Origin of the sequence: Komarekiella delphini-convector SJRDD-AB1, from assembly GCF_014831675.1 — a bacterium.
GTDB lineage: Bacteria > Cyanobacteriota > Cyanobacteriia > Cyanobacteriales > Nostocaceae > Komarekiella.
The window spans coordinates 38,416-60,706 of the sequence record NZ_VJXY01000044.1; the positions used below are offsets into that span (position 1 = coordinate 38,416).

The following is a 22,291-nucleotide window of genomic DNA, read 5'->3' on the forward strand; positions in this document are numbered from 1 at the left end:
AGGCGTAAGCAAGCACGTCTCTGCAACAATTATTGTTTCAATATGAGTAGTGGGTACTTCCAAATCAAATACTATGCCCCTACAAAAACTTATTCACTCTGACAGTTATAACTATCTGCTGTTTGTGCCCGATGTGTCACTACAAGACACTTTGTATCAAGCTAAGGAAATAAAAAAGCGGCTTTTCCCAACAATTCTATTTTTACATGGTGCGCCAGAGCGAGGCTCTAATTTAAATGATGTGAAAAGACAGGGACTTGCAAAGATTGTAGAAGAACAGCCAGACTTTCCGTTCATAGTTATTTCTCCTCAATGTCCCAGTGGTAAACATTGGTCTGAAGAACGGTTGAGTGTTCTTCTTGATGAAGCGATCGCATCTTACCCCATTGATCCGAATCGGGTATATTTGACAGGCTTAAGTATGGGTGGTTACGGAACGTGGCGTTTAGCAGCAGCACAGCCTCAACGATTTGCTGCCATAGCGCCTATCTGTGGAGGTGGTAATCCCCTAGTAGCGCCTAGGCTGAAAAACCTACCTGTATGGACATTTCACGGAACGAAGGATAATGTTGTTCCCCTAAGCGAGTCCGAAATAATGGTTGCGGCACTGAAAACTCACGGCGCAAATGTGAAATTTACAGTTTACCCAGAAGCCACTCATGATTCGTGGACTCAGACATATAACAATCCAGAACTATACAAATGGTTTTTGCAGTATCAGCGAGAGCAAGCTAGAGATTAGATTTACCAGAAATTACGTAAGAGCGATCGCCAGTATCTTCAACATATTTTCATTAAAAACGTTTTTTTATCTATAGAAAGTAAAAGTTTCAAGAAGACGTTACTTGCACCTTTGACACCAGAGTATACAGCCTCAATAATATTTGTACGTGGAAATTCGGGCTAATAGAAACTGGTATTCATAGGGCTGGTCATCTACTATGTTTTTTTTTAATTCAAAACCTAGCTCCAAGAATAGCCGGAATAAAATAGGCAAAGATTTTTGGAATCACAGTAACACTGTGCTCCTCATTGGATATTTAATCACTCTACCAATTTGTACATTGATAACCTTGTCTTCAATATTTCCTTTATTGACTGCCAGTTTATTCACCTCAATAAAATCCTCGCATTACTCTACATCAATTCCTTGGATAGATAATGCATCCGAATGTCAATATAGTGGCAGAAATTGGCGCGATCGCAAGTGTTGGGATGACCAACATAATCCCATGTTTTAAATCGATCTTAGTTTAATCAAGTTTGGAATTAGTTCAAAATGGATATGTAGCCTGTTATATCCAACCTTGAATCAACCTAACCCAGTGCGTAATCTGCAAGAAACCCATTTAAACCGTGCCCGCGCCAGTCTCAGACAAGCGCTATCTTGGTATGGGTATCTTCGCAAGTCAGGACAACTATCATCAAGCCCCGAATTAGCAGGTTTGGTGAAACCTGAATTGGAAGCTTTAAACTCCACACTCAACAAGCTTGACTCTAACGTGATTAGAATTGCCGCCTTTGGTTTGGTAAGTCGTGGGAAGTCAGCAGTATTAAATGCCTTGCTGGGAGACAAGATTCTGCAAACTGGCCCTCTGAATGGTGTCACTCAATGGCCGCGTTCCGTGCGGTGGCAGCCAGGTGGTAAGGTACTGGTGGAGTTAATTGATACCCCCGGATTAGATGAAATCGAAGGCGAGTCACGGGCGCAAATGGCGCGGGAAGTTGTACGTCAGGCAGATTTAATTCTATTTGTCGTTTCTGGTGACATTACCCGCACTGAGTATCAGGCACTTCTAGAATTGCGCCAGTCACAAAAACCCCTGATTTTGGTATTTAATAAGATTGATTTATACCCAGATATAGACCGGGCAGCGATTTACGAAAACTTGCAACAATTAGGTGCAGGTCATAGTCAAGCAAAGCCACTATTACCTGATGAAATTGTGATGGTGGCGGCGGAACCAGCACCAATGGAAGTACGAGTTGAATGGCCGGATGGTCGTGTTAGTTATGAATGGGAAACACCACAAACCCAAGTAGACGAACTTAAAGAGACAATTCTGAATATTCTCAATCGGGAAGGGCGATCGCTTCTGGCTTTAAACGCACTCATCCAAGCACGAGATGCAGAAGAGGCGATCGCTCAAAAAACTATCGACTTACGCGAACAAGAAGCTGAAGAGATTATCTGGCAATTTACCAAATACAAAGCTTTGGCAGTGGCGCTAAATCCGATTGCCTTCTTAGATATTCTCGGCGGAACATTTGCTGATTTAGCTTTAATTCGTTCTTTAGCTAGATTGTATGGTTTACCGATGACTAGCTATGAAGCAAGTAAAATTTTAAAAACGATTTTATTTAGTTCTGGTGGTTTGCTACTAGGAGAATTAGGCAGTAGTTTCTTATTAGGTTTGGGCAAGAGTACAGCTGCAATTGCTAGCGGTGATAATCCCACTAATATTACTGCTTACGCTGGCAGTGCGATCGCTCAAGCTGGTATCGCTGGCTATGGTGCATACTCCGTTGGCAAAGCCGCCCAAGTCTATCTCGAAAAAGGCTGCACTTGGGGACAATTGGGCGCTAGCAGCGTCATTCAAGAAATTCTTTCTCAAGTTGATCAAAATACAATTCTGTATCGTCTGCGACAAGAATTAGGAATAAAGTATTAAGAATAACTAACAATTGTTTTAACTGTTACCGTTTATTAGAGTTTATCAACTTCTATCAAGCTCCTCTGACAATTTATTTATATTCTCAGTTTGAGATACAGAATTGAGAAAATGACTAACGTTGTTTTCATACCTTTTTGAATCAACGATGACAAGACGGGAATTCCTACTCAAGTTTGACAAAAAATGACGGTGTTTACCACAGCATTTTTTGTGAAGCCTATCTAAACTAAAAATATGAGCTTAGTACGGTCATTACAAGCTCTACAGTTAACATCTATCTCAGTAAACAAGGTGAAAGTATCATGACGACAAGCTTAAACGGAAACCAAGCTGCTGAAACTGCAACTATTGAGCACGCTATTCTCGAAGCTATTAACGAAGCTCGTGCAGCTTGTGAGCAAGGTGGCAATCATTCTGCTGGTTGTGCTGTAGCTTGGGATATTGTAGAAGAGTTGCAAGCAGAGAAATCTCATAAACAGCAAGCAAAACACAATAAAACCTCCCTGGAAAACTACTGCGATCGCCATCCAGAAGCAGTAGAATGCTTAATTTACGACGTTTAATTCTTTCGCAAATCAGCTGTTGCTGATTGCGTTATTTGCTTAATTGCTGCTAAATCAGGCGGTGGTGTCTCACTATGTATTCCCAACCATAAAAGATATTCGATATTCCCAGCCGGGCCAGTAATCGGCGACCAAGTTAAACCTTTGTATTTCCATCCTAATTCTTGAGCCGCCTGTAAGACCTGGAAAATGGCATCAGCTTGGTCATTAGGATCGCGCACAACGCCTTTTTTACCCACACGGGATTTTCCGACTTCAAACTGTGGCTTGACTAACAATACAGCTTCCCGGTTAGCTTGAGTTAGCTGCCACAAAGCAGGCAAAATCTTGGTTAAGGAAATAAATGATACATCCACCACCGCCAAATCAGGAATAGGGTCATTCTCCCCATACAACTCATCTGCTCTTAGTTGTCGCAAGTTGGTGCGTTCGCGCAAAATTACCCGTGCATCATTTCGCAACCGCCAATCAACTTGTCCGTAACCGACATCAATACCATAAACTTGTTTTGCCCCAGCTTGCAAGAGACAATCGGTAAAGCCGCCCGTAGAAATGCCACCATCTAAACAAACACGTCCTGCTACGGGAATAGCAAACACCGTCAAAGCTTTGAGGAGCTTTTCACCACCTCTAGAAACAAAAGGCGATCGCTCCTTTATATTTATTTGAGCCGCAACATCAACTTCTGTACCGGGCTTATCAACTAGCTGCTGATTAACAGTAACTTCCCCCGCTTGAATTAGCCGTTGTGCTAAAGCGCGAGAAGAACATAAATTAAGTTCTACTAATAGTGTATCGAGTCGTTGTTTAGCCAATTAACACCAAATTAGGAAAGCATGTATTAAAGACAGACTGTATTAAGTCTTTTTAAAATATGTCTTAATTACGAATTAGTATAACTTGACTTGAAAATTGCTGAAATTTATAGGCGATCGCAAGATTAGCGAATCTAATTCAACTATCCAGTTTACAATAAACACTAAAAGAGTTTTTCCTTCTTAATCAGTGTCTAAGGCTACGGAGGAGTTATTATGCCATTACGGCAACCTCGTTACAGTAAAGAGGAATTTGCTCGTCGCGGTGATGAAATCTACGACTCTCAAGTGCGCCCACAAGTCGAAGCAGGTAATTATGGCAAGATTGTTGCAATCGACATCGAGACAGGTGGCTGGGAAATAGACACTAATGAAATCAATGCCTCAAGGCGTCTTGAGACTCGCTACCCAGATGCACAAATCTGGTTTGTGCGTGTTGGTTCTCGCTATGTCCGTCGGTTTGGATCTAGTCGTATCCACAAAGCAAAATGATTGTTGGAAGTGTGAATGCTGACTACGAGCCAATTATTATTCTGGGTATTTACGGTGCTAATGCTAAAGTACATGAGCAAACCGCTACTGTTGATAAAGGTTTTAACGGTTGGTTATTCTTACCGCCCGATTTCATTGCTGCATTAAAACTACTCTGGAAAAGACGAGGACGAGCAATTCTAGGAGATGGTAGCGAATGTGTGTTTGATGTCTATGAAGCTATTGTTGTCTGGGATGAGCAATTACTAACCATTCCGATTGATGAAGCTGAGTCAGATCCACTTGTCGGTATGTCACTGATGGAAGGTTACAGATTAACGGTAGAGGTAATCGAAGGCGGTCTTGTAAAAATTGAGAAATTGTGACTAGTCTAATGAGTAAATAAGCGATTCGGAGCGATCGCCACTCAATGTATTATTACTCAGCCCGGGCTACGCTAACTAACAGCACTTTAAAAAGCAAAATTATTTTATAGCGGCGTGATGTTGCCCTTTGGCGGCGAAAACTTGGATAAAAAAGCGATCGCTCTTTCCCAACACAGACAAAAGTGCGATCGCTATATTTTATGCTTATTCTTGGATAACTAAATATCCTGCTCGCTCAACTCACGAGTTATGTGGTCAAACGGCTCATCTACAAAAGCAGCATTAGCCACACCTGCTGTTGCTACTTGTTCCTTGACCAAATCCTTCATAATCTGGATACCACGAACCGTCGGCCCAATTGGTACTCCTAAAGAATTGTAAGTTTCGCGTAACCCTTGCAGTACTCGCTCATCCAACACATTTGTGTTACCAGCAACCAGCGCATAGGTAGCATAGCGGAGGTAATAGTCCATATCACGCAGACAAGCTGCATAACGACGAGTTGTATAAGCATTTCCACCAGGGCGAATCAATTCTGGCAGTTCTTCAAACAACTTCAAACCAGCCTGCTTAACAAGTCCCGCTGCATTAGAATTGATCGCTGCCGCCGCTTGTACTCGTGCTGTACCACTGTCAAAATAAGATTTAAGGGTGTCCATCGCATTCCGGTCAAAATACCGTCCGGCTACGTCATAATTCTTAATTAAGCTTGTCACTGCATCGCGCATTCTTTTTTCTCCCAATCATTGCTATCTATGGTTTGATATTTATTTGGCTGCTTTTATGCACCAACAAAAATTTGTGCTATTTAAATATAGATTCGGCACAAAAACAATCCATCCGTTACTTAAGGATTCTATGCCAAAGTTGACCCCTATTGAGATGAACTTTATGGTTTTATGCAGACGGTTAGGAAAGGTTAATCTAACCTGTAAACCAGATAATCTGTAACAAAAACTACAAAATACTGCAATCTCCTATATCTAGGATATTTCAGGAGGATATTCCAGGTGTGTCAAAACTTGGTTCAGATCAACAGGGTTAGAATGCTTTGAAGATTCTAGTTTTACTTTAAGTAATTGGCTAAAGAAGGAGTAACAATGACAACCCCGCAAGAAGTATTAAAGTTGATCCAAGACCAGAAAATTGAACTGATTGATCTAAAATTCATTGATACAGTAGGGACTTGGCAGCACCTCACAGTGTACTATGATCAAATCGATGAGAGTTCATTTAGTGATGGTGTACCTTTCGACGGTTCCAGTATTCGGGGTTGGAAAGCGATCAACGAATCGGACATGACGATGGTACTAGATCCAAATACCACTTGGATCGATCCGTTCATGAACGTGCCAACACTAAGTATAACTTGTAGCATCAAAGAACCCCGTACGGGGGAATGGTACAACCGCTGCCCACGCGTTATTGCCCAAAAAGCAGTAGATTATTTAGTCTCAACTGGTATTGGTGACACAGCTTTCTTTGGCCCGGAAGCTGAGTTCTTTATCTTTGACAGTGCCCGGTTTGCACAAACAGCTAACGAAGGCTACTACTTCTTAGACTCTGTAGAAGGCGCTTGGAATTCTGGTAAAGAAGAAAGCCCCAACCTAGCTTACAAACCACGCTTCAAAGAAGGTTACTTCCCAGTCGCGCCCACGGATTCTTTCCAAGATATCCGTACAGAAATGCTGTTGACAATGGCAAAATGCGGCGTACCCATTGAAAAGCATCACCACGAAGTTGCTACTGGTGGCCAATGCGAACTGGGTTTTCGCTTTGGTAAGTTGATTGAAGCAGCCGACTGGTTGATGATTTACAAATATGTCATCAAAAACGTTGCCAAGAAATACGGCAAAACCGTAACCTTTATGCCAAAACCGATTTTTGGTGATAACGGTTCTGGTATGCACTGTCACCAGTCAATCTGGAAAGATGGTAAACCTCTGTTTGCAGGTGATAAGTATGCTGGTTTGAGCGACATGGGATTGTACTACATTGGCGGCATCCTCAAACACGCACCAGCATTGTTGGCAATTACCAACCCCAGCACCAACTCTTACAAGCGCTTAGTTCCTGGTTATGAAGCTCCAGTGAACTTGGCTTACTCTCAAGGTAATCGTTCTGCTTCTGTTCGGATTCCTCTGTCTGGCACTAACCCGAAAGCCAAGCGGTTAGAGTTCCGCTGTCCAGATGCTACTTCTAACCCCTATTTAGCATTTGCTGCCATGCTTTGTGCTGGTATCGATGGCATCAAGAACAAAATCCACCCCGGTGAACCCTTAGACAAAAATATCTATGAACTTTCACCAGATGAACTGGCGAAAGTTCCTTCAACTCCAGGTTCTTTAGAACTGGCATTGGAAGCACTGGAAAATGATCACACTTTCTTGATAGAATCCGGCGTGTTTACGGAAGACTTCATTGAAAATTGGATTGACTACAAGCTGGCTAACGAAGTTAAGCAGTTGCAACTGCGTCCTCATCCTTATGAATTTAACCTCTATTACGATGCTTAATTAACAGCCAATCTCAATCTAAGAACATAAATTTAGCCACCCTAGTGGGTGGCTTTTTTTTGCAGAGTTATCAATTTAGACTCTTACTCAAAACACCTAGCTCATGGTGGCGTTGCTGCGCCCATAAATCATCCGAGTAGTGGGATCTATTTTTCCTTGAGTGGGGTTCCAGTAGTGGCCTAGTTCTTCATGTAAACCAAGTTCTTGTGCAGCACGCATCAACATTGATTGTTGACGATTCTTAACTTGCTGATGTTGACGTACCATTAATGCACGAGATTTTTCTGCAATAGACATAACCATAGTCCTCCCGATTACTGTAATGAATGTATTATTATTTTTGTCCTCTTGTTAATTATCATAGCAAAAATTCTGTATCATAAGCTACGAAATTAAATATTGTTATAAAATTTTATATTTATCGGAAAAAGCAGTGATTTTTTCCAGCCTTTGGGGGAAAAATCTCTTTCAATCTAACTTTGCCGACTCACATCTTGCTTTAGTTGGGTCTTGCTTTGGGGTATCTACCTTTCCAACAGTAGATAAATTATTCGTTACAATTGTTTACATAGGATAAATAGTAAGTACTCAAAACTCGACCTATCTCTATGTCTGACACTTTTACTAAGCTGACTTATCAGACTCTTCAACAGGGCAAAAATTACTTCAGTCTAGCTCACAAAACGCTCAGTTTACAGTTAAAGAACCTAACCTATCCCACGCTTGGGCAGAATATCAAACCTATCCCAAACGAGATTTTACTCAAACTTCAACAAAGATTGAATCAACTGCTAGAAACAGACTGGCAAGATGCCCAAAAAGGAGTATATCCAGAGAGTTTGCTGTTTGATAACCCTTGGGAGGACTTTTTTTGCTACTATCCGCTAGTGTGGTTAGATTTACCGCAAATCTGGGAACGGGTTAAACAAAATAAATATCAAGACTTTGCGCCGGAAATCGAGACGGATGGTTATCCCAGCTACTACGTGCAGAACTTCCATCATCAAAGCAATGGCTACTTGAGCGACCTATCAGCAAATTTATATGACTTACAAGTAGAGCTTCTCTTTGGTGGCACAGCCGATGTGATGCGGCGGCGTATTCTTGCTCCTCTTAAGCAGGGGTTAAAAGCTTTTGAATCTGTTCCACCACGACAAGTCCGTATTTTAGATGTTGCTTGTGGAACTGGGCGTACTCTGAAGTTAATGCGAGCAGTACTACCTCAAGCTTCTTTATTTGGTACAGATTTATCACCAGCTTATTTGCGTAAAGCAAATGAATCGCTGTCTCAAATCCCAGGAGAATTGCCGCAACTTGTGCAAGCAAATGCCGAAGAGTTACCCTATCTAGATGATTATTTTCATGCTGTAACTTCTGTTTTCCTCTTTCATGAGTTACCAGCGGCGGTGCGTCAAACGGTGATTGAGCAATGCTTCCGGGTGACAAAACCAGGTGGAGTCTTTATTATTTGTGACTCAATTCAGTTGGGTGATTCACCTGAAATGTTGTCTTTAATGGACTCTTTCCCTGAAACTTTCCATGAACCCTACTACAAGCATTACACCACTGATGATTTGGTAGCACGTTTAGAGAAAGCAGGCTTTGAGAATATTGAGATGCAAGTCCACTTTGCAAGCAAATATTTCATTGCTCGTAAGCCAGCTTGAGAGAGTATTTATAAAGTAAATATTAAATAGTGATGTGACAAGCCTTAAATGTTGCAAAAAAATTCTAGTAGCGCGTCTAGCCTAATTGGTTGGGTAAACAAATAGTTATCATCTTGGAGAATTAAGATTCTGCGAATTTTATCAACCCAATATTTGAAGCTTGCTGCGCTACTACATCTACGTCTAACGCACTATTTTAGATGTGTCAGTCCACTACAATAATTTGATTTTTACTTTATAAATTCGTGAAAATGTTAGATCCCCGACTTTTCAAAAAAGTCGGGGATCGGAACACAACAAAGCTATGCTAATAACAAGCTCAAATGAGGCGACAGGAATTTCATGCTTCGGTTAAAGATGCCGAATAGTTGCCACTAAAATTAATTTCCTGATACAAATAACCAGCTACTTGACGCATGAAAAAATCTGTTTGGAAGTAAGATGAGGTTGCTTTAAGTCTATTTTGCAACAAGCGAAATATGTGAATTAGATGTATTTTAGATTAACTGATACCCTAAGTTACATCTATTTTTAGATTGGTTGAAGAGTGAAACGCAGAGTTTACCCGAAATACAAGCAATATTTGTCTGACTTTTGAGAATTTGGTGATGCGTTTGATAAAGACAGTCAATTTTGTGGGCGTTTTGATTGCAAGGGTTTTTGCCAATTATATATACAGAGTTTACAGTTGAAAGACTTGGCGATCGCTCTTTGTTTTTTCTGTGTCAACTGTTGTATTTCTGCTACAGAGGTAGTGTCAAAAATGTCAAGCATCACAATACTCTGTTTTCTTGTACTTTGATTCCCTTGCGATAAGAAGCATGACCCGAAATTACTTAAACAACAGGATAGATATTTACGAAATTTTCTGTTAGCTCTCTGCGTCCACTACCCCGATGAGACGGAATTTTTGGGTTATTCTTGTTCGCCGAGAGCAACTGTTGTGAATCAGGCGTGGAAAGCAGTTGATCGGATAATTGATTGACCATTGCTTGGCAGTTAGAAGCTAAGGGGCCGAACGCCAGACTCGATACTAAAAGTGAAATGGCAGCACGCATAGCAGATGTCTATTTTGGAACTCTCCAATTCACTGATACTTAGCTTTTTAATGAATATCCGGACAATTTGCAGAAAAGTATTGTTCTTTACTGAAAATAAACTACTTTTGTACTCTGTCTAGATGTTCGACTAATAACCAATTACCGACGTGATTTTGACGACCCCATACTGTGATTAATTGATCGTGGGGACAAATTTGCAATTGCTGATTAATATGCGATCGCAAAGTCACAAGCTGCCAAGTTTGCCCTTGATTTTCAGCAGGTGCGGTAATAATAAATCTGTAATTTTGCTGATCTAATCGGTGTAAAATACCTTGGAAGCAGTGACTTTCTCGTATTAATATCTTGTCAAAAGCAGAGTCATAAGATTTATCCCACGATGGGCAATTACCACTTGCTGGATAGGCTTGTGGGTTATCTAAGTAATACAGTTGCCAGTGCAGCCAATCCGAATGATTGGGTGGAAGATTAAATAAAGGAAAAATTGCCGCTCTTGCACGATGATCTTGTAATAAAGCGGCTTGTAGCACTCTAACAGCTAAATCTCTTGGTTGACAGTTTAACTCAACGCACATCGCTGCTGCCATCCCCGCTGCTTGACCAATGCCCATAACCACAGGTTGTAATCTAGTGGCCCCATTGGCGATATGAGAGACAGAAATATTCTTTTCACAGACCAAGAAACCATCTGTTGCGGCTGGAATTAAGCAACTGTAAGGAATTGTGAAGGGAGTCCCAGTCCAACGTCCTCCCCAGCGAAGAGATTTAGGTTGTAGGGTAAACTGAACCCCAGGATAGTGATGGTCATTGGCGTAGTTACCAAAAGCGATCGCTTGGCAAACGTCTTTGGCGATCGCATCATTAAATATAGATGCAACACTACCTCCTGCTACTGGCAAGATATCCTGTTCTCGGACAGTAGTCAGTCCTACTAAGCGGCGGCTTTCGCGGTAGTAGGGATGCAGTGCAAAAGCAGTAGAGGGAGAAGGAAACAGTTGTTCTGCCAAGCCATAGCGACGACCAAGCTGATTTTGGATAAAACGAGCAAAATTTTGGCTGTGCCAGCGACATTCTTGGAGAAATTCCCTTGTGCTTTGTTCTGAATCTATCAGACGCCCTACTCCTTCGCCGTAGTCATTGCCACAGATTGGCCAGTTAATCATGAATCGGTCATCAGGCAAACGCCCGTAATTCAAAAATTTCTCTGCTCCGTAGCCATCCCAAGCACCTGTAAACAGCGATGGATTTTCGTTAGGAGCCGCCGGAATTTCTGGTGCGACGGCTTCACCAAAGTCTTGCATAATCACTACCCAAGTGGGTGCTTGCACTGGATATTTTTTGGTGAAAGAGTCAAAAGTCACTGGTGCGCTGGGTTCTCCCCATTCAGATTGCAGTTCCCAACCCCAGCGGTAAGGTATCTCAGCTAAAGCTAATAAATCTCCTAATTCTGTGGCATCGAGAATAATTTTGGCTGTGACAGTAAAATCAGCAAAGCGGACGCCAGTAATAGAATTACCTTGCCGGAAAACTTCTATTGGCACTTGTCCTGCAATCCAATGCAGATTAGGCAACTCCTGTACCCAGTCTGCAAAAATCTCTGCCCCAATCCGGGGATCGTAACTAAAAAAGCTAACCCAGCTGTTATCTAATCCCCCTGGCTGTCGATGTCGCAATTCTTGCAAAAATGCACCCCATAACCCGGTTTGAAAAGCAACTAATTCGTTACCATCGGGTGCAGACACCCCAGCCGACGTTAGCATTCCGCCTAAACAACTAAATTCGCTCACCAGAATAGTTTTGGCTCCCCGTCGCGCCGCTTGGATAGCCGCAGCAGTACCTCCAGTTCCCCCGCCAACAACTAAAACATCAGCTGTATATGTCTGATTAACCATTGCTTAACCTCAAAGGAGTTCCGACATATTTTCCTAAAAAAAGCGATCGCATACCAGTTTTTACATCAAACTGAGTGCGATCGCTATTCGGATTCCTCAAATCAAAAAAGATTATTAGGATTATTTGTTAAGAAATGGAGGGAGTATATTACTTTGTTAGACCCTCAAACACACCCCTCAAAGCTGCAACAGCATCTTGAGTCCGCGCCCAAACTCCTTGATCTGGATCTTTACCTGTAAGTTCTCTAGTACCCAAAACTTCCAGCACACCTTTCAATTGTTCTTGATGAGCACGATTTTCAAAGTTCACTTGATTGAGTGGGCCAATAGCTTCTTTCACGTCATCACCAACCACCTGAGAAGCCTTATGGATAATTAAACCAGTCATCACAGCTTGGTGCTTAATCCTTTCGTGGGCAGAAACTTTTTGGTACAGTGTCAACTCGTTCCCATCTATTAGACGGTTTACTTGCTCGACGTACTGCCGTATGGTGTCTCTAGGCTGGGGTGAGCCACCACCAAATTTAGAAATAACTTCCTCAATTACTTTGAGGTTTTTTTGGTCATCTTTGAGAAAGTCGTTTAGGCGCTGGCTAATTTCTTCATCGTTGCTGACAACAGGTAGTACTTTTTGTTCGTTAGCAATTAGCAACTCTTGGATAGCTTTCAAATCTGCTAGCTCTGTAGCGATCGCGCTACGCTTGGTATCATCTAAAGCCACAACCATTTCTAGACTTGCCTCAAATAATTTAGAACACGATTAACCTCTCACAATTGTTTTGCTCTATAAATCATTCTTGAGATATATTCTCATTTATTTCTGCCTAAAGTCGTAAACAGGAATACAGTGAATCAGACACACGTATAAACTTCCAGAAGTCGAGTAGCTGTTCTGCTACAAGCTGATACTGGAAAAAGTGAAAGAAATGCCATCCTTCCAAACAAGACCATAAGCGATCGCCTTCCTTCAAATGCGATCGCCATCCTTGCAGTGCATCAGGTTTGACAACAATATCGTTTAAGCTACCACATACCATCAAAGGTACTGAAACTCTGTTTGGCGTCATACTCACCGTCTCAAACAGAGAATGAGGGGAGAGCGAACAATCTAAGTCTTGCTCTAGAAGATGTGTCAGACTCTTGAGAGTGCATGTATCCTGATAACCAAACAAGTTGTAAACCATATCAGTCAAGAGCTTTTGGCGACTTAAAAACTGACGGTGAGTATAGTAATGAGCTTGCCAATCAACTGCTGCATCCACACCCACGGCTAATAGCGTCAAAGACTTAACTGTTTCTGGATAGCGGCGACTATAGAGTAGCCCTAATAATCCTGCTGTACTATGACCAATCAGGTGAACAGGTCGATTACAAGTTTTGAGGTAGTCATGCAGTAGAACAACAGCAGCATCTAGTGAACTTACTTCATCTTGGCTTTGGCGATATTTCCACTCTTGCATCGTCACTTGAGATGACAGGTAACAAAGCAGCGGTTGAGCAAAGTATTGCAAACTAGGGCTTGTATTTAACCAAAGAACATCCGGCAGTTTAGACATCCTGAATTTTCCTGCAAATAGAATAAACTCTCAATACACTAATTAAGAATTTTTGTAACTAATAACTACTGGTTGCTACAATACCTTTCGATATGATCTGGGAAAAGGTGAGCCAGCGCGGTCTTCTCTACTTTGAGGCTGCGCCAAGGGGGTTTCCACGCCACTCCCCACAACGGATAGCGCAGCGTAAAGCCTTCTCTTCTCCTATCGGAGACACTTCGTGAACGAGAGGCTTCGCCTTAAGCGAAGCCATGCCGTAAAGCCTGCGGCATGGCTTCTCTACGAGAGGCTGCGCCAACGCTTAGAGCGAGTCATTGAGCGTCGGGAACCTCCGCAAGGGGGTGGCTCCCCATGAGCGACTGGCGCTAGCGTAGCGGTAGCGACGTTAGGAGCGTCACCCCGAAGGGGTTAAGGGGTAAAGGGTGAATTCAAACCTTCCCCCTTTAACCGAGAAGTATTGCGTGCCATATCTGATTCCAGCTGATTTTTCCAGCCAGGCTCAGCAACGTGTCAAACCTCCTGTCAAAGCTTATTGATAAATATATTCAATATATTTGAGAAAAGCTTACAACATCAAAGTAATTATTGCAAATAATTATTATTAGTTTTTGAATCCAGTAAAATCCTGGTATTTACCGTTTTTGCTTGGGCGATTCGTGATCCGCTCTACCTTGGACTTCCCCGTCGCTCAAGGTAGATTCGCTCTACATCAGAACGAGTAGCAATCGCTTGGATTAACGAAGGAGTGACTTCCGCCACCACCATTGGTGTATAAAGAGATTGATAAATGACTTGCTGGTTACTTTCCTGAAGTTGGTTTACAAGAGGTTGCTGAATTACCGCATACTGAGATCTAAGAGTATTTAAGTAATTTTGATACTCGGCGCGGTTTGGTTGCCCGTAGGGCCTAACTGTTTTCGCTCTCAGAGAAAAAACGACCCTGATTGGGCTATTGCTTCCTTGAGCGATGCGATTAGCCAATTCAGCCTCTAATTTGCCAATGAAGCTTTTATTATTAATTGCCTGAATAGCTTGCTCTAACGTTTCCCGACTAATTTGATTGCCAGCACTATCAAGGGATACATCGTACATATTGCCTTGAATATCTCTTAGCTTAAACCGCGTGATTCCAGTATTAGCGAGAGTTGCTGTGTTAGCTATGCTGAGGTGGTCAGTCGAGATTCCTGTAGTTTTAGAAACCTCTAACCTAGCTTTTTCAGCCAAATTGTTTAATGTCTGGTTTTCTGAGAGCGGAAGACTAAAGGCTACTGTAGGCACACAGATAACAGCAGATAAGCCAATGGTTAAACCTAAGAATTTCTGCATCTTGAACAATAAGCTATTTTATTTTTCGGATATTTCGTTTATGTAGTGGGTAAGATAAACTGTAAATAGGATTGACAGTGTGAAATTGCATTGATGATGACAAGCCCCACAACAAAGTAGGAGACAAATTTATGATGTTAAGACATAACGTGTCTTTAGATTCTGTAATACCTCCAAACCTAGAAGCCCAACCTATCAAGGAACTTGAGCGCATACTTAGCGTTAAAGGTTCCCAGGCGAAACTGGTAGGAGCTAACGGAGAGCAAATTACCATTCCTGATTCGGTGTACCAGGTATTGCATCAAGCTGTTCACGCAATGGCATTAGGTAAGGCTATATCTATAGTTACCCAAGAGCGGGAACTGACAACACAACAAGCGGCTGAATTTCTCAACGTATCACGCCCATACCTGGTCAAGTTATTAGAACAAGGTGACATTCCTTACATTAAAGTGGGTTCACATCGACGGGTTCGTTTCGATGATTTAATGAATTACAAGAAACAACGGGATGAGAAGCGTAGCCAGCTTTTGCAGGAGCTAATCGAGATAAGCGAAGAAGCAGGCTTATATGAAGATGATGAGTAATTACAACAATTAAATGTTATGCTCAGTGTTCTCTTAGATGCCTGCGTTCTATTTCCAATGTATTTACGAGATACCTTGCTATCTACTGCCGAGGCTGGTTTGTACGTACCCTATTGGTCGCAGGAAATTTTAGATGAAGCAATGGGCAATCTTGTCCTTAAAGGGAAAATCTCTACTGAAAAAGCTATAAACCTTGAGGAGACAATAAAAGCAGCTTTTCCTGAAGCAATGGTTAAAGTACCTGTGGAATTAGAGGAAGTCATGACAAATAATCCCAAAGACCGTCATGTTCTTGCTGCTGCGGTGGTAGCTAGAGTGGATATTCTTGTTACCGATAATCTTACAGACTTCGATACAAAAGCTTTGACCCCTTGGAATATCAAAGCACAATCACCAGATGACTTTCTGAGTAACTTATTCGATGACTACCCTGAAGAAATGGTTCAAGTAGTGCGGAAACAGTCTCAAAAGTATAGAAAACGCGCCCTGACTCTTGCCGAATTACTTTCTTTCTTGAGTAAAACAAAGGGAGCGAATTTAGTTAAATTTGCTGGGAAAGTAAGCTCTTTTGAATTTGGTGATCATGTTGTTTAAATTATCGACACAAGATAAAAATCAACTAGAATCACAAACCTGCTAGCTTAACGTTGCTGCTAATGTTACATCTAGTATCGTTGAGCGGTGAAAAACCAACGTGAAAGCACAGGTATTTAGAGGCGTCAATCAGCTGTCTTACGAAGATATCCCAGTCCCAGCGCTGGAACCAGATGAAGTGCTGGTACAAGTGCGGGTAGTGGGGTTGTGTCAGTCAGATATTAAAAAAATTCGTTATCCCTTGTATGAACCGCCACGCATTTTTGGACATGAAACTGCTGGGACGATCGCAGCATTAGGAAATAATGTCACAGGTTGGCAAGTAGGACAACGGGTAGCGGTAATGCACCACATACCGTGTATGCGTTGCGCTTACTGCCTAAATGACAATTTCTCAATGTGCAATGTCTACAAAAATATTTCCACGACCGCAGGCTTTAACGCCAGTGGTGGCGGTTTTGCCGATTATGTCAAAGTACCAGGACATATTGTACAAAATGGTGGGCTAATTCCCATCCCTGATCATATCAGTTTTGAAGAAGCGAGTTTTGTAGAACCGACTAACTGCTGTTTGAAAGCAGTGAAAAAAGCTCAAATAGCTCCAGGACAAACTGTTCTAGTGACTGGTGCTGGGCCAATTGGCTTAATGTTTATCATGTTGGTGAAGTATTTCGGGGCAAAAGCGATCGCCACCGACTTACTACCATCTAGAATTGACAAAGCATTGAGTGTTGGTGCAGAGGCGGCTTTTGATGCTCGTGATGCTGATTTACCCGCTAAAATTCACGCCCTTACCGATGGATTGGGTGTTGATGTCACTCTGCTGGCTGTCCCCAGTGAAAAAGCTTTTTTTCAAGCAATTGACTGTACCCGTAAAGGCGGCAAAATCTTGTTTTTCGCAGAATTTCCCGATGAGGTAGAAATTCCCGTCAATCCTAATATCCTTTATCGCCGCGAAATTGACTTAATGGGCAGTTACAGTTCATCTTACCGCCTGCAAAATCTGTCCGCTGATATCGTATTTAATCGCCGGATTGATGTAGAAGCACTGATTAGCGATCGCTATCCATTAAAAGATTTATCAGCAGCAGTTGCACAAGCGATCGCACCCACAGCAGAAACTTACAAAATCTTAATTTATCCGTAAAATCTTCTAGGGAGATCAAGAAGACAAGGAGGACAAGGGAGACAAGGTAGAATTTTCTTCTTCATCTTCCCCTGCTCCCTCATCTCCCCCTACTCCCTCATCTCCTAAGCTATGCCCTACACCCTACTTTTCGTCGCTCTCCTAGCCTTCTACCTCGCCTTCAATCTCGGAGCTAACGATGTTGCTAACGCAATGGGAACTTCGGTTGGTTCCAAAGCTGTCACCCTGAAACAAGCGTTAATTATTGCAGGGGTATTAGAGTTTACGGGTGCTACATTATTTGGACATGAGGTAACAGAAACCCTTGCGACAAAAATCACTAATCCTGCTTTATTCGCCGCTACGCCTCAAATATTGGTAACTGGGATGGTAACGGTGTTACTGGCGAGTGGGGTGTGGTTACAAATTGCCACCTCACGTGGTTTACCTGTATCCTCTTCTCATGCAGTTGTTGGTGCGATCGCTGGATTTAGTTGGGTAGCTTTGGGAGTAGGTGCAATTGATTGGTCATCAATTGGCTCAATTACTATTGGCTGGATTTTAACGCCGATTATCAGTGGCGCAATTGCGGCTTTATTTTACAGTCAAATTAAGCGCTGGATTTTGGATCAACCAAATCAATTGGTACAGTTACAAGAGTGGATTCCCTGGTTGAGTGCAGTTCTTCTGGGTGCGTTTGGCGTGATTGTACTACCCTCACTGACTCAACCACTAACTAATTTTTTAATTGAGCTTGGTTTTAAAATACCCGCTCACGACATCCCCCTGTTAACAGGTGCAGTCGCAGCAGTCGGACTCACCATCATCAGCTGGCGACAGCTAGATAATGAGAGATACAAGGAAAATAAGAGCAAGAAATCCCCAATCCCCAGTCCCCAATCCCCAGTCCCCAATCCCCAGTCCCCAATTCCCAATCCCGTCGAACACTTATTTGCTCGATTCCAAGTATTGAGTGCTTGCTTTGTGGCCTTTGCTCATGGTTCTAATGATGTTGGAAATGCGATCGCTCCTTTAGCTGCGATCGTCTACATCAATCGCACTGGTAGCGTACCCACAAATGGTATCACCATCCCTATATGGATTTTAATCCTTGGCGGTGCTGGTATTGTTGCTGGTTTAGCCGTCTGGGGAAAAAAAGTCATCGCCACCATTGGCGAAAGCATCATTTCCTTGCAACCTAGTAGTGGATTTTGTGCAGAAATTGCTACTGCTACTACCATCCTCCTAGCCTCCCGGCTAGGTTTACCCGTCTCCACTTCCCACGCTCTTGTCGGTGGTGTAGTTGGTATTGGACTGGTACAAAACATCAAATCTATTCAGTTCAAAACTCTAAAAGGTATCGCCGCCGCATGGCTAATTACAGTCCCCGTAAGTGCTGTTCTCAGTGCTGCCATCTTTAGCATTGCCCGAATTTTGTTTTTCTAATAATTATTAATATTTTCCTGATGTTTTCCATTCAATATATTTGCTCACAGCAAAAAATAGACTGCTACAATGCCAAAGTCAAGGCGCATTTTTGCAGAATGGCTGCTCATTCACTAAAATATTGTGCAGGGGATGGAAATAGTTTAAATTTCCATAGTAAAGATACTCTAATCTCCATTTAAAGATGTAAACTGTCACACAAGTTACATTCCACACTAATTTACAGATTAGTCTTACAAGTCAGATAATTTGGTTATAGCAAGGCACGCATCTGCAAGTCTTTGATAATTACTATTGCCATCAAAACAATAGATATTTATTTAGCGTGAGATTTTTTTAGGAGCAAAAATCTCCTGGCTAATAGTTGATAGAAATTAAACTGACTAGATGCTCATCAATGCCAAAAATAACACCGTATAGTAGGCAGTGGGGCAAATTTGACCAGAAGAGATCAGCAACAGGGGTACATGCCCCACACACAATTTTTAACTTATGCGCCTGTAATTAAAAACGGGTGAAATCTCCTTTTAATTCTCTCTTCTGCTCCTCTGCCTTTTTCAAACTTTACCAACCATGTGTTTAGAATGACAGAATTACGTTGATATGCGGAAGTACTGTTAAAATTTTTAGTTTATCTGACAAAATACAGGAAATTAGTATGAGCGCCAGTCAAGTGTACGGGAAGCAGCTTTATCGTCAAGGTGTCAGAGGTTAGAAGCTAATGGGGCGATTCGAGAAGCAACCAGAAAACCCGCGAGCCAGAGGTGAGCTATCCAGAGCAGCAGAAAATGCCCTCTGGGCTGTAGTTGAGGATTTAGAAAATCTCCAGCAGAATGTCATCAGATCCTTGCAGGAAGACGTAAAGCGGCTTCAATCGGAAAAAAACCGATTAACTGATGACATTCAACACTTGCTAGAGGAAAAAGAACATTTGCAACAAGTACGGCAAATTACCGAACAGCAAGTGTTAATCCGTCAGCTAGCAGAAGTTCTGGCAAAGCATATATCTTCACAATTACAATCCTCTCTAACGACTTTAGCAACGCAAGCAGACGAAAACTCCTATGAACGTTCTGCGTTGAAGTCAGCTGAAGTGAGTAACAAGATAACAGGTGAGATCAATGAAAAAGTCGAACACATGTTTGGCAGTCTGGATGACACTGTTACTATCACCTTTAACTCACTGCAACAAGAACTAAAGAACTATCAAAGTAATCTTTCCCAACAGTTGTCTCGGATGTATAGCCAGCAGCAGCAAGGGGAAGAGATTTTGGCGGAGTTTGTTAATCGCCTACAGGGAAAACTAGAAAAGACAATAGAAGAAACTTCACGAAAAGCAGCAGCAGTAAGTCCGCCTACTGTGTTGCAACCGACTGAGCCACAGAAGAAGAGTTCTGAGACATCACCGCAGCTTGGCGAAGTAGCAAGAACGGCTGCTGAGCCAATTTCTGTCATCCCTAGGGAATTACCAGAAAGCAAAACTACGTCAAAGCCGCCTGCTGCGATCGCGCCACCAATAGAAAACGCTCCCAAACCAATTTCTATTGTCTCTAGAGAATCCTCAGAAAGTGAAGCGACGCCAAAGCCGCCTGCTGCGATCGCGCCACCAATAGAAAATGTTGTCGAACCAATTTCTATCCTCAGCAAGGACTTGCCCAAGAGCGAAGCTGTATCCCCACCTGCTACACCGACGCCACAACAGGGAGTAAAACAACCGCCATCAATGCAAAACGTTACAGAACCAATTTCTGTTATTCCTAGGGAATTATCAGAAAACGAAACTGTGTCTCCGCCTGCTACGCGAACACCACAGCAGGGAGGAAAACAATCGTCACTCAGGCGAAACCAAAGCGAACCAATTTCTATACTTAGCAAGGAATCTTCAGCAAGCGATATATCCCCGCCTGCTACGCCAACGCCACAACAGGGAGGAAAACAACCGCCACCAAAGCGAAACCAAAGCGAACCAATTTCTGTGCTCAGTAGGGACTTGTCAAAGAGTAAAACTACCCTAGAGCCTCCGACTACACCAGCGTCACGCCAAAGAGCAAAAACTCCGCGATCGCCTAGCTCCCAAACCTTATCATCTATCCAAATAGGTTTATTGCTAGTCGTGTTGTCAACGGTGATATCGTCACTTTACAACGTAGCTATCAAAATAATTTTCCATGAAGGTTCCCAAATTTTTGGAGTGGTAGAGGTGGAGCGCTTACTATCACCGAGTTTGGGCAATATTCTGTTAATTATGACGTTGCGGTTTATGGTCGTAGTACCATTAATGGTACTTTTGGCTCCCATACTACATCCAAGAGTGTGGCAAGACATCCAAAACTTAGCTGATTCAGTTCGAGGAAATTCCACGCCTGCTAATGTAACTACACAACGGACTTTGGTGATGTCTGTTGCAAGTGGATGCTTTTTGTTTGTATCTCAGGTACTAATCTACACTGCCATCGGTCAAGTAGCGACTGGAATGGCGATCGCACTTTTCTTTATCTATCCAATTGTGAGCGGACTATTGGCATGGTTTCTGTTTCGCGATCGCCCAAGCGCATTGGGTGCAAGTGCGATCGCCTCGATTTGCTGCGGTGAATTGTTGGTTTTAGCAGGTTCTCTCAGCACTGGTATGGGCAATAATATTCCTCTAGGAAGCAGCGCAGCAATCATTTCTGGAGCTGCTTTTGCTGGTTATGTCATCCTGACGCGGATATGCGCTGACCAATTACATCCCGTAACTTTTACTTTAATTAACTTCGCCACCATGTTGCTGTTGAGCTTTATCTGTTTGATGCTACCTTTACCAGGCGAATGGAACTTGCTAGTTGACCCCTCTAAGATGCTGGAACTTGTCTTAAGTGCGTTTATTTTGGGTGTATTGACCCTCTCTGGCTATTTATTTAATATTTTTGGCACACGTAACTTAGGTGCTTTACAGTCACCAATCATCGGTGCTAGTGTCCCGGTTCTAACCGTGATTTTCGCTGGGTTCATTATTCAAGAAAACTTGGATATTGTGCAAATTTTGGGAGTGTTATTAGTGACTTTTGGCGCAGCTGCTTTCAGCTTGGAAAAAATGCGAAATCAGGTTAAATCTTCTAGTTCTACGAATTAAATGATGCGTCGCAATCAGCTTATGCACGGTGGGAGTTACTGAACTTCCACCACTTTCAACCCAGAATCTAAGCTAATGTACATGCTCGTAACTCCTCTGGATTAATGCCTTCCATAGATATATTAATCCCATTGTCAAAGAGAAGATAGGAGTAGCCTGCGTTAATGGGATTCAGTTTGAAATACACCAGTAAAATCTTTGCAGTCATATCTTTTGGATAGCTAAATAGCTAATAAATCCTATAAATAAGCGATTAATATTTACCACTTATAAGAGATTTTTGTATATTTATCCTGATAAGCGTGAGGGAACCACGTAAGTATAAGTTGTAATTAGGAATAATTGTGTTGTAGAAAGCTGTTGCTTGTTTAATTTACATAATTATGCGTGATGGCTATCAGGAGCAGAATTAAAAACTCTGAGAGCTACGGACAAATGTCCTCTAGTCCAGAGTAAAGACTGACTCTTAAACGCCAGTTTATTCAACGGGGGGAACCA

Annotated in this window: 21 protein-coding genes and 1 pseudogene; 13 read left to right on the forward strand and 9 right to left on the reverse strand. The window is 42.3% G+C overall.

What is annotated here, in order from left to right; all coding sequences use genetic code 11:
- Positions 1–73: 73 nt before the first annotated feature.
- The 3 genes from FNW02_RS28445 to FNW02_RS28460 all read left to right on the forward strand — a co-directional run bounded on the left by FNW02_RS28445 (position 74) and on the right by FNW02_RS28460 (position 3,238).
- On the forward strand, positions 74–742 hold the full coding sequence (locus FNW02_RS28445; RefSeq protein ID WP_191760823.1) for a carboxylesterase family protein: 669 nt from the start codon (positions 74–76) through the stop codon (positions 740–742).
- Positions 743–1,325: 583 nt separating this feature from the next.
- A complete protein-coding gene (locus tag FNW02_RS28455; RefSeq protein ID WP_191760849.1) occupies positions 1,326–2,672 on the forward strand; it encodes a DUF697 domain-containing protein in 1,347 nt (448 codons plus the stop codon).
- Between the two features lie 305 nt (positions 2,673–2,977).
- Complete coding sequence (locus tag FNW02_RS28460) at positions 2,978–3,238, forward strand: Calvin cycle protein CP12 (RefSeq protein WP_191760825.1); 261 nt, start codon at positions 2,978–2,980, stop codon at positions 3,236–3,238.
- Here the strand turns inward: FNW02_RS28460 and FNW02_RS28465 are convergent.
- Complete coding sequence (locus FNW02_RS28465; RefSeq protein WP_191760826.1) at positions 3,235–4,053, reverse strand: TlyA family RNA methyltransferase; 819 nt, start codon at positions 4,051–4,053, stop codon at positions 3,235–3,237. The two genes, FNW02_RS28460 and FNW02_RS28465, sit on opposite strands and share 4 nt — an antisense overlap.
- 216 nt (positions 4,054–4,269) lie before the next feature.
- Between FNW02_RS28465 and FNW02_RS28470 the strand changes: the two genes are divergently transcribed.
- Complete coding sequence (locus FNW02_RS28470; protein WP_191760827.1) at positions 4,270–4,545, forward strand: hypothetical protein; 276 nt, start codon at positions 4,270–4,272, stop codon at positions 4,543–4,545.
- On the forward strand, positions 4,542–4,910 hold the full coding sequence (locus FNW02_RS28475; protein ID WP_191760828.1) for a clan AA aspartic protease: 369 nt from the start codon (positions 4,542–4,544) through the stop codon (positions 4,908–4,910). The genes FNW02_RS28470 and FNW02_RS28475 overlap by 4 nt, the downstream gene beginning before the upstream one ends.
- Before the next feature lie 218 nt (positions 4,911–5,128).
- Here FNW02_RS28475 and apcB read toward each other — a convergent pair whose 3' ends face one another.
- On the reverse strand, positions 5,129–5,638 hold the full coding sequence (gene apcB, locus FNW02_RS28480) for an allophycocyanin subunit beta (protein WP_191760829.1): 510 nt from the start codon (positions 5,636–5,638) through the stop codon (positions 5,129–5,131).
- Positions 5,639–6,010: 372 nt separating this feature from the next.
- Between apcB and glnA the strand changes: the two genes are divergently transcribed.
- Positions 6,011–7,426, forward strand: a complete 1,416-nt coding sequence (gene glnA / locus FNW02_RS28485; protein ID WP_191760830.1) for a type I glutamate--ammonia ligase — start codon at positions 6,011–6,013, stop codon at positions 7,424–7,426.
- A 96-nt stretch (positions 7,427–7,522) separates the two neighbouring features.
- Here the strand turns inward: glnA and gifA are convergent, their stop codons facing one another.
- On the reverse strand, positions 7,523–7,723 hold the full coding sequence (gifA, locus tag FNW02_RS28490) for a glutamine synthetase inactivation factor IF7A (RefSeq protein ID WP_191760831.1): 201 nt from the start codon (positions 7,721–7,723) through the stop codon (positions 7,523–7,525).
- Positions 7,724–8,034: 311 nt separating this feature from the next.
- Between gifA and FNW02_RS28495 the strand changes: the two genes are divergently transcribed.
- Complete coding sequence (locus tag FNW02_RS28495; protein ID WP_191760832.1) at positions 8,035–9,093, forward strand: class I SAM-dependent methyltransferase; 1,059 nt, start codon at positions 8,035–8,037, stop codon at positions 9,091–9,093.
- A gap of 627 nt (positions 9,094–9,720) precedes the next feature.
- Here FNW02_RS28495 and FNW02_RS28500 read toward each other — a convergent pair.
- The 5 genes and pseudogenes from FNW02_RS28500 to FNW02_RS28520 all read right to left on the reverse strand — a co-directional run bounded on the left by FNW02_RS28500 (position 9,721) and on the right by FNW02_RS28520 (position 13,602).
- Positions 9,721–9,867 carry a hypothetical protein gene (locus FNW02_RS28500; protein ID WP_191760833.1) on the reverse strand — a complete coding sequence of 49 codons (147 nt, stop codon included), beginning with the start codon at positions 9,865–9,867 and terminating at the stop codon, positions 9,721–9,723.
- 62 nt (positions 9,868–9,929) lie between these two features.
- On the reverse strand, positions 9,930–10,151 hold the full coding sequence (gene patX / locus FNW02_RS28505; RefSeq protein WP_162395992.1) for a heterocyst-inhibiting protein PatX: 222 nt from the start codon (positions 10,149–10,151) through the stop codon (positions 9,930–9,932).
- Between the two features lie 101 nt (positions 10,152–10,252).
- Positions 10,253–12,046: an FAD-dependent oxidoreductase gene (locus tag FNW02_RS28510; RefSeq protein WP_191760834.1), complete on the reverse strand. Its 1,794-nt coding sequence runs from the start codon at positions 12,044–12,046 to the stop codon at positions 10,253–10,255.
- Between the two features lie 169 nt (positions 12,047–12,215).
- Positions 12,216–12,773, reverse strand: a pseudogene (locus FNW02_RS28515) (hemerythrin HHE cation-binding protein); the annotation flags it as partial.
- A 97-nt stretch (positions 12,774–12,870) separates the two neighbouring features.
- On the reverse strand, positions 12,871–13,602 hold the full coding sequence (locus FNW02_RS28520) for an alpha/beta fold hydrolase (RefSeq protein ID WP_191760836.1): 732 nt from the start codon (positions 13,600–13,602) through the stop codon (positions 12,871–12,873).
- 220 nt (positions 13,603–13,822) lie between these two features.
- On the opposite strand from FNW02_RS28520, the gene FNW02_RS39675 reads away from it, so the two are divergent.
- Positions 13,823–13,957, forward strand: a complete 135-nt coding sequence (locus FNW02_RS39675; RefSeq protein WP_263627828.1) for a hypothetical protein — start codon at positions 13,823–13,825, stop codon at positions 13,955–13,957.
- 311 nt (positions 13,958–14,268) lie between these two features.
- Here the strand turns inward: FNW02_RS39675 and FNW02_RS28525 are convergent, their stop codons facing one another.
- Positions 14,269–14,928: a hypothetical protein gene (locus tag FNW02_RS28525; RefSeq protein ID WP_191760837.1), complete on the reverse strand. Its 660-nt coding sequence runs from the start codon at positions 14,926–14,928 to the stop codon at positions 14,269–14,271.
- Positions 14,929–15,062: 134 nt separating this feature from the next.
- Between FNW02_RS28525 and FNW02_RS28530 the strand changes: the two genes are divergently transcribed.
- From FNW02_RS28530 to FNW02_RS28550, 5 genes are all read left to right on the forward strand, one after another.
- Positions 15,063–15,515 carry a helix-turn-helix domain-containing protein gene (locus FNW02_RS28530; RefSeq protein ID WP_191760850.1) on the forward strand — a complete coding sequence of 151 codons (453 nt, stop codon included), beginning with the start codon at positions 15,063–15,065 and terminating at the stop codon, positions 15,513–15,515.
- 18 nt (positions 15,516–15,533) lie between these two features.
- On the forward strand, positions 15,534–16,109 hold the full coding sequence (locus FNW02_RS28535) for a PIN domain-containing protein (protein WP_191760838.1): 576 nt from the start codon (positions 15,534–15,536) through the stop codon (positions 16,107–16,109).
- A 100-nt stretch (positions 16,110–16,209) separates the two neighbouring features.
- Positions 16,210–17,256, forward strand: coding sequence for an alcohol dehydrogenase catalytic domain-containing protein (locus FNW02_RS28540; RefSeq protein WP_191760839.1), 1,047 nt, complete (start codon positions 16,210–16,212; stop codon positions 17,254–17,256).
- 111 nt (positions 17,257–17,367) lie between these two features.
- Positions 17,368–18,681: an inorganic phosphate transporter gene (locus FNW02_RS28545; RefSeq protein ID WP_191760840.1), complete on the forward strand. Its 1,314-nt coding sequence runs from the start codon at positions 17,368–17,370 to the stop codon at positions 18,679–18,681.
- Between the two features lie 721 nt (positions 18,682–19,402).
- Entirely contained in the window at positions 19,403–21,793 is a 2,391-nt protein-coding gene (locus tag FNW02_RS28550; protein WP_191760841.1) for an EamA family transporter, read from the forward strand.
- The last annotated feature ends 498 nt before the right edge of the window (positions 21,794–22,291 follow it).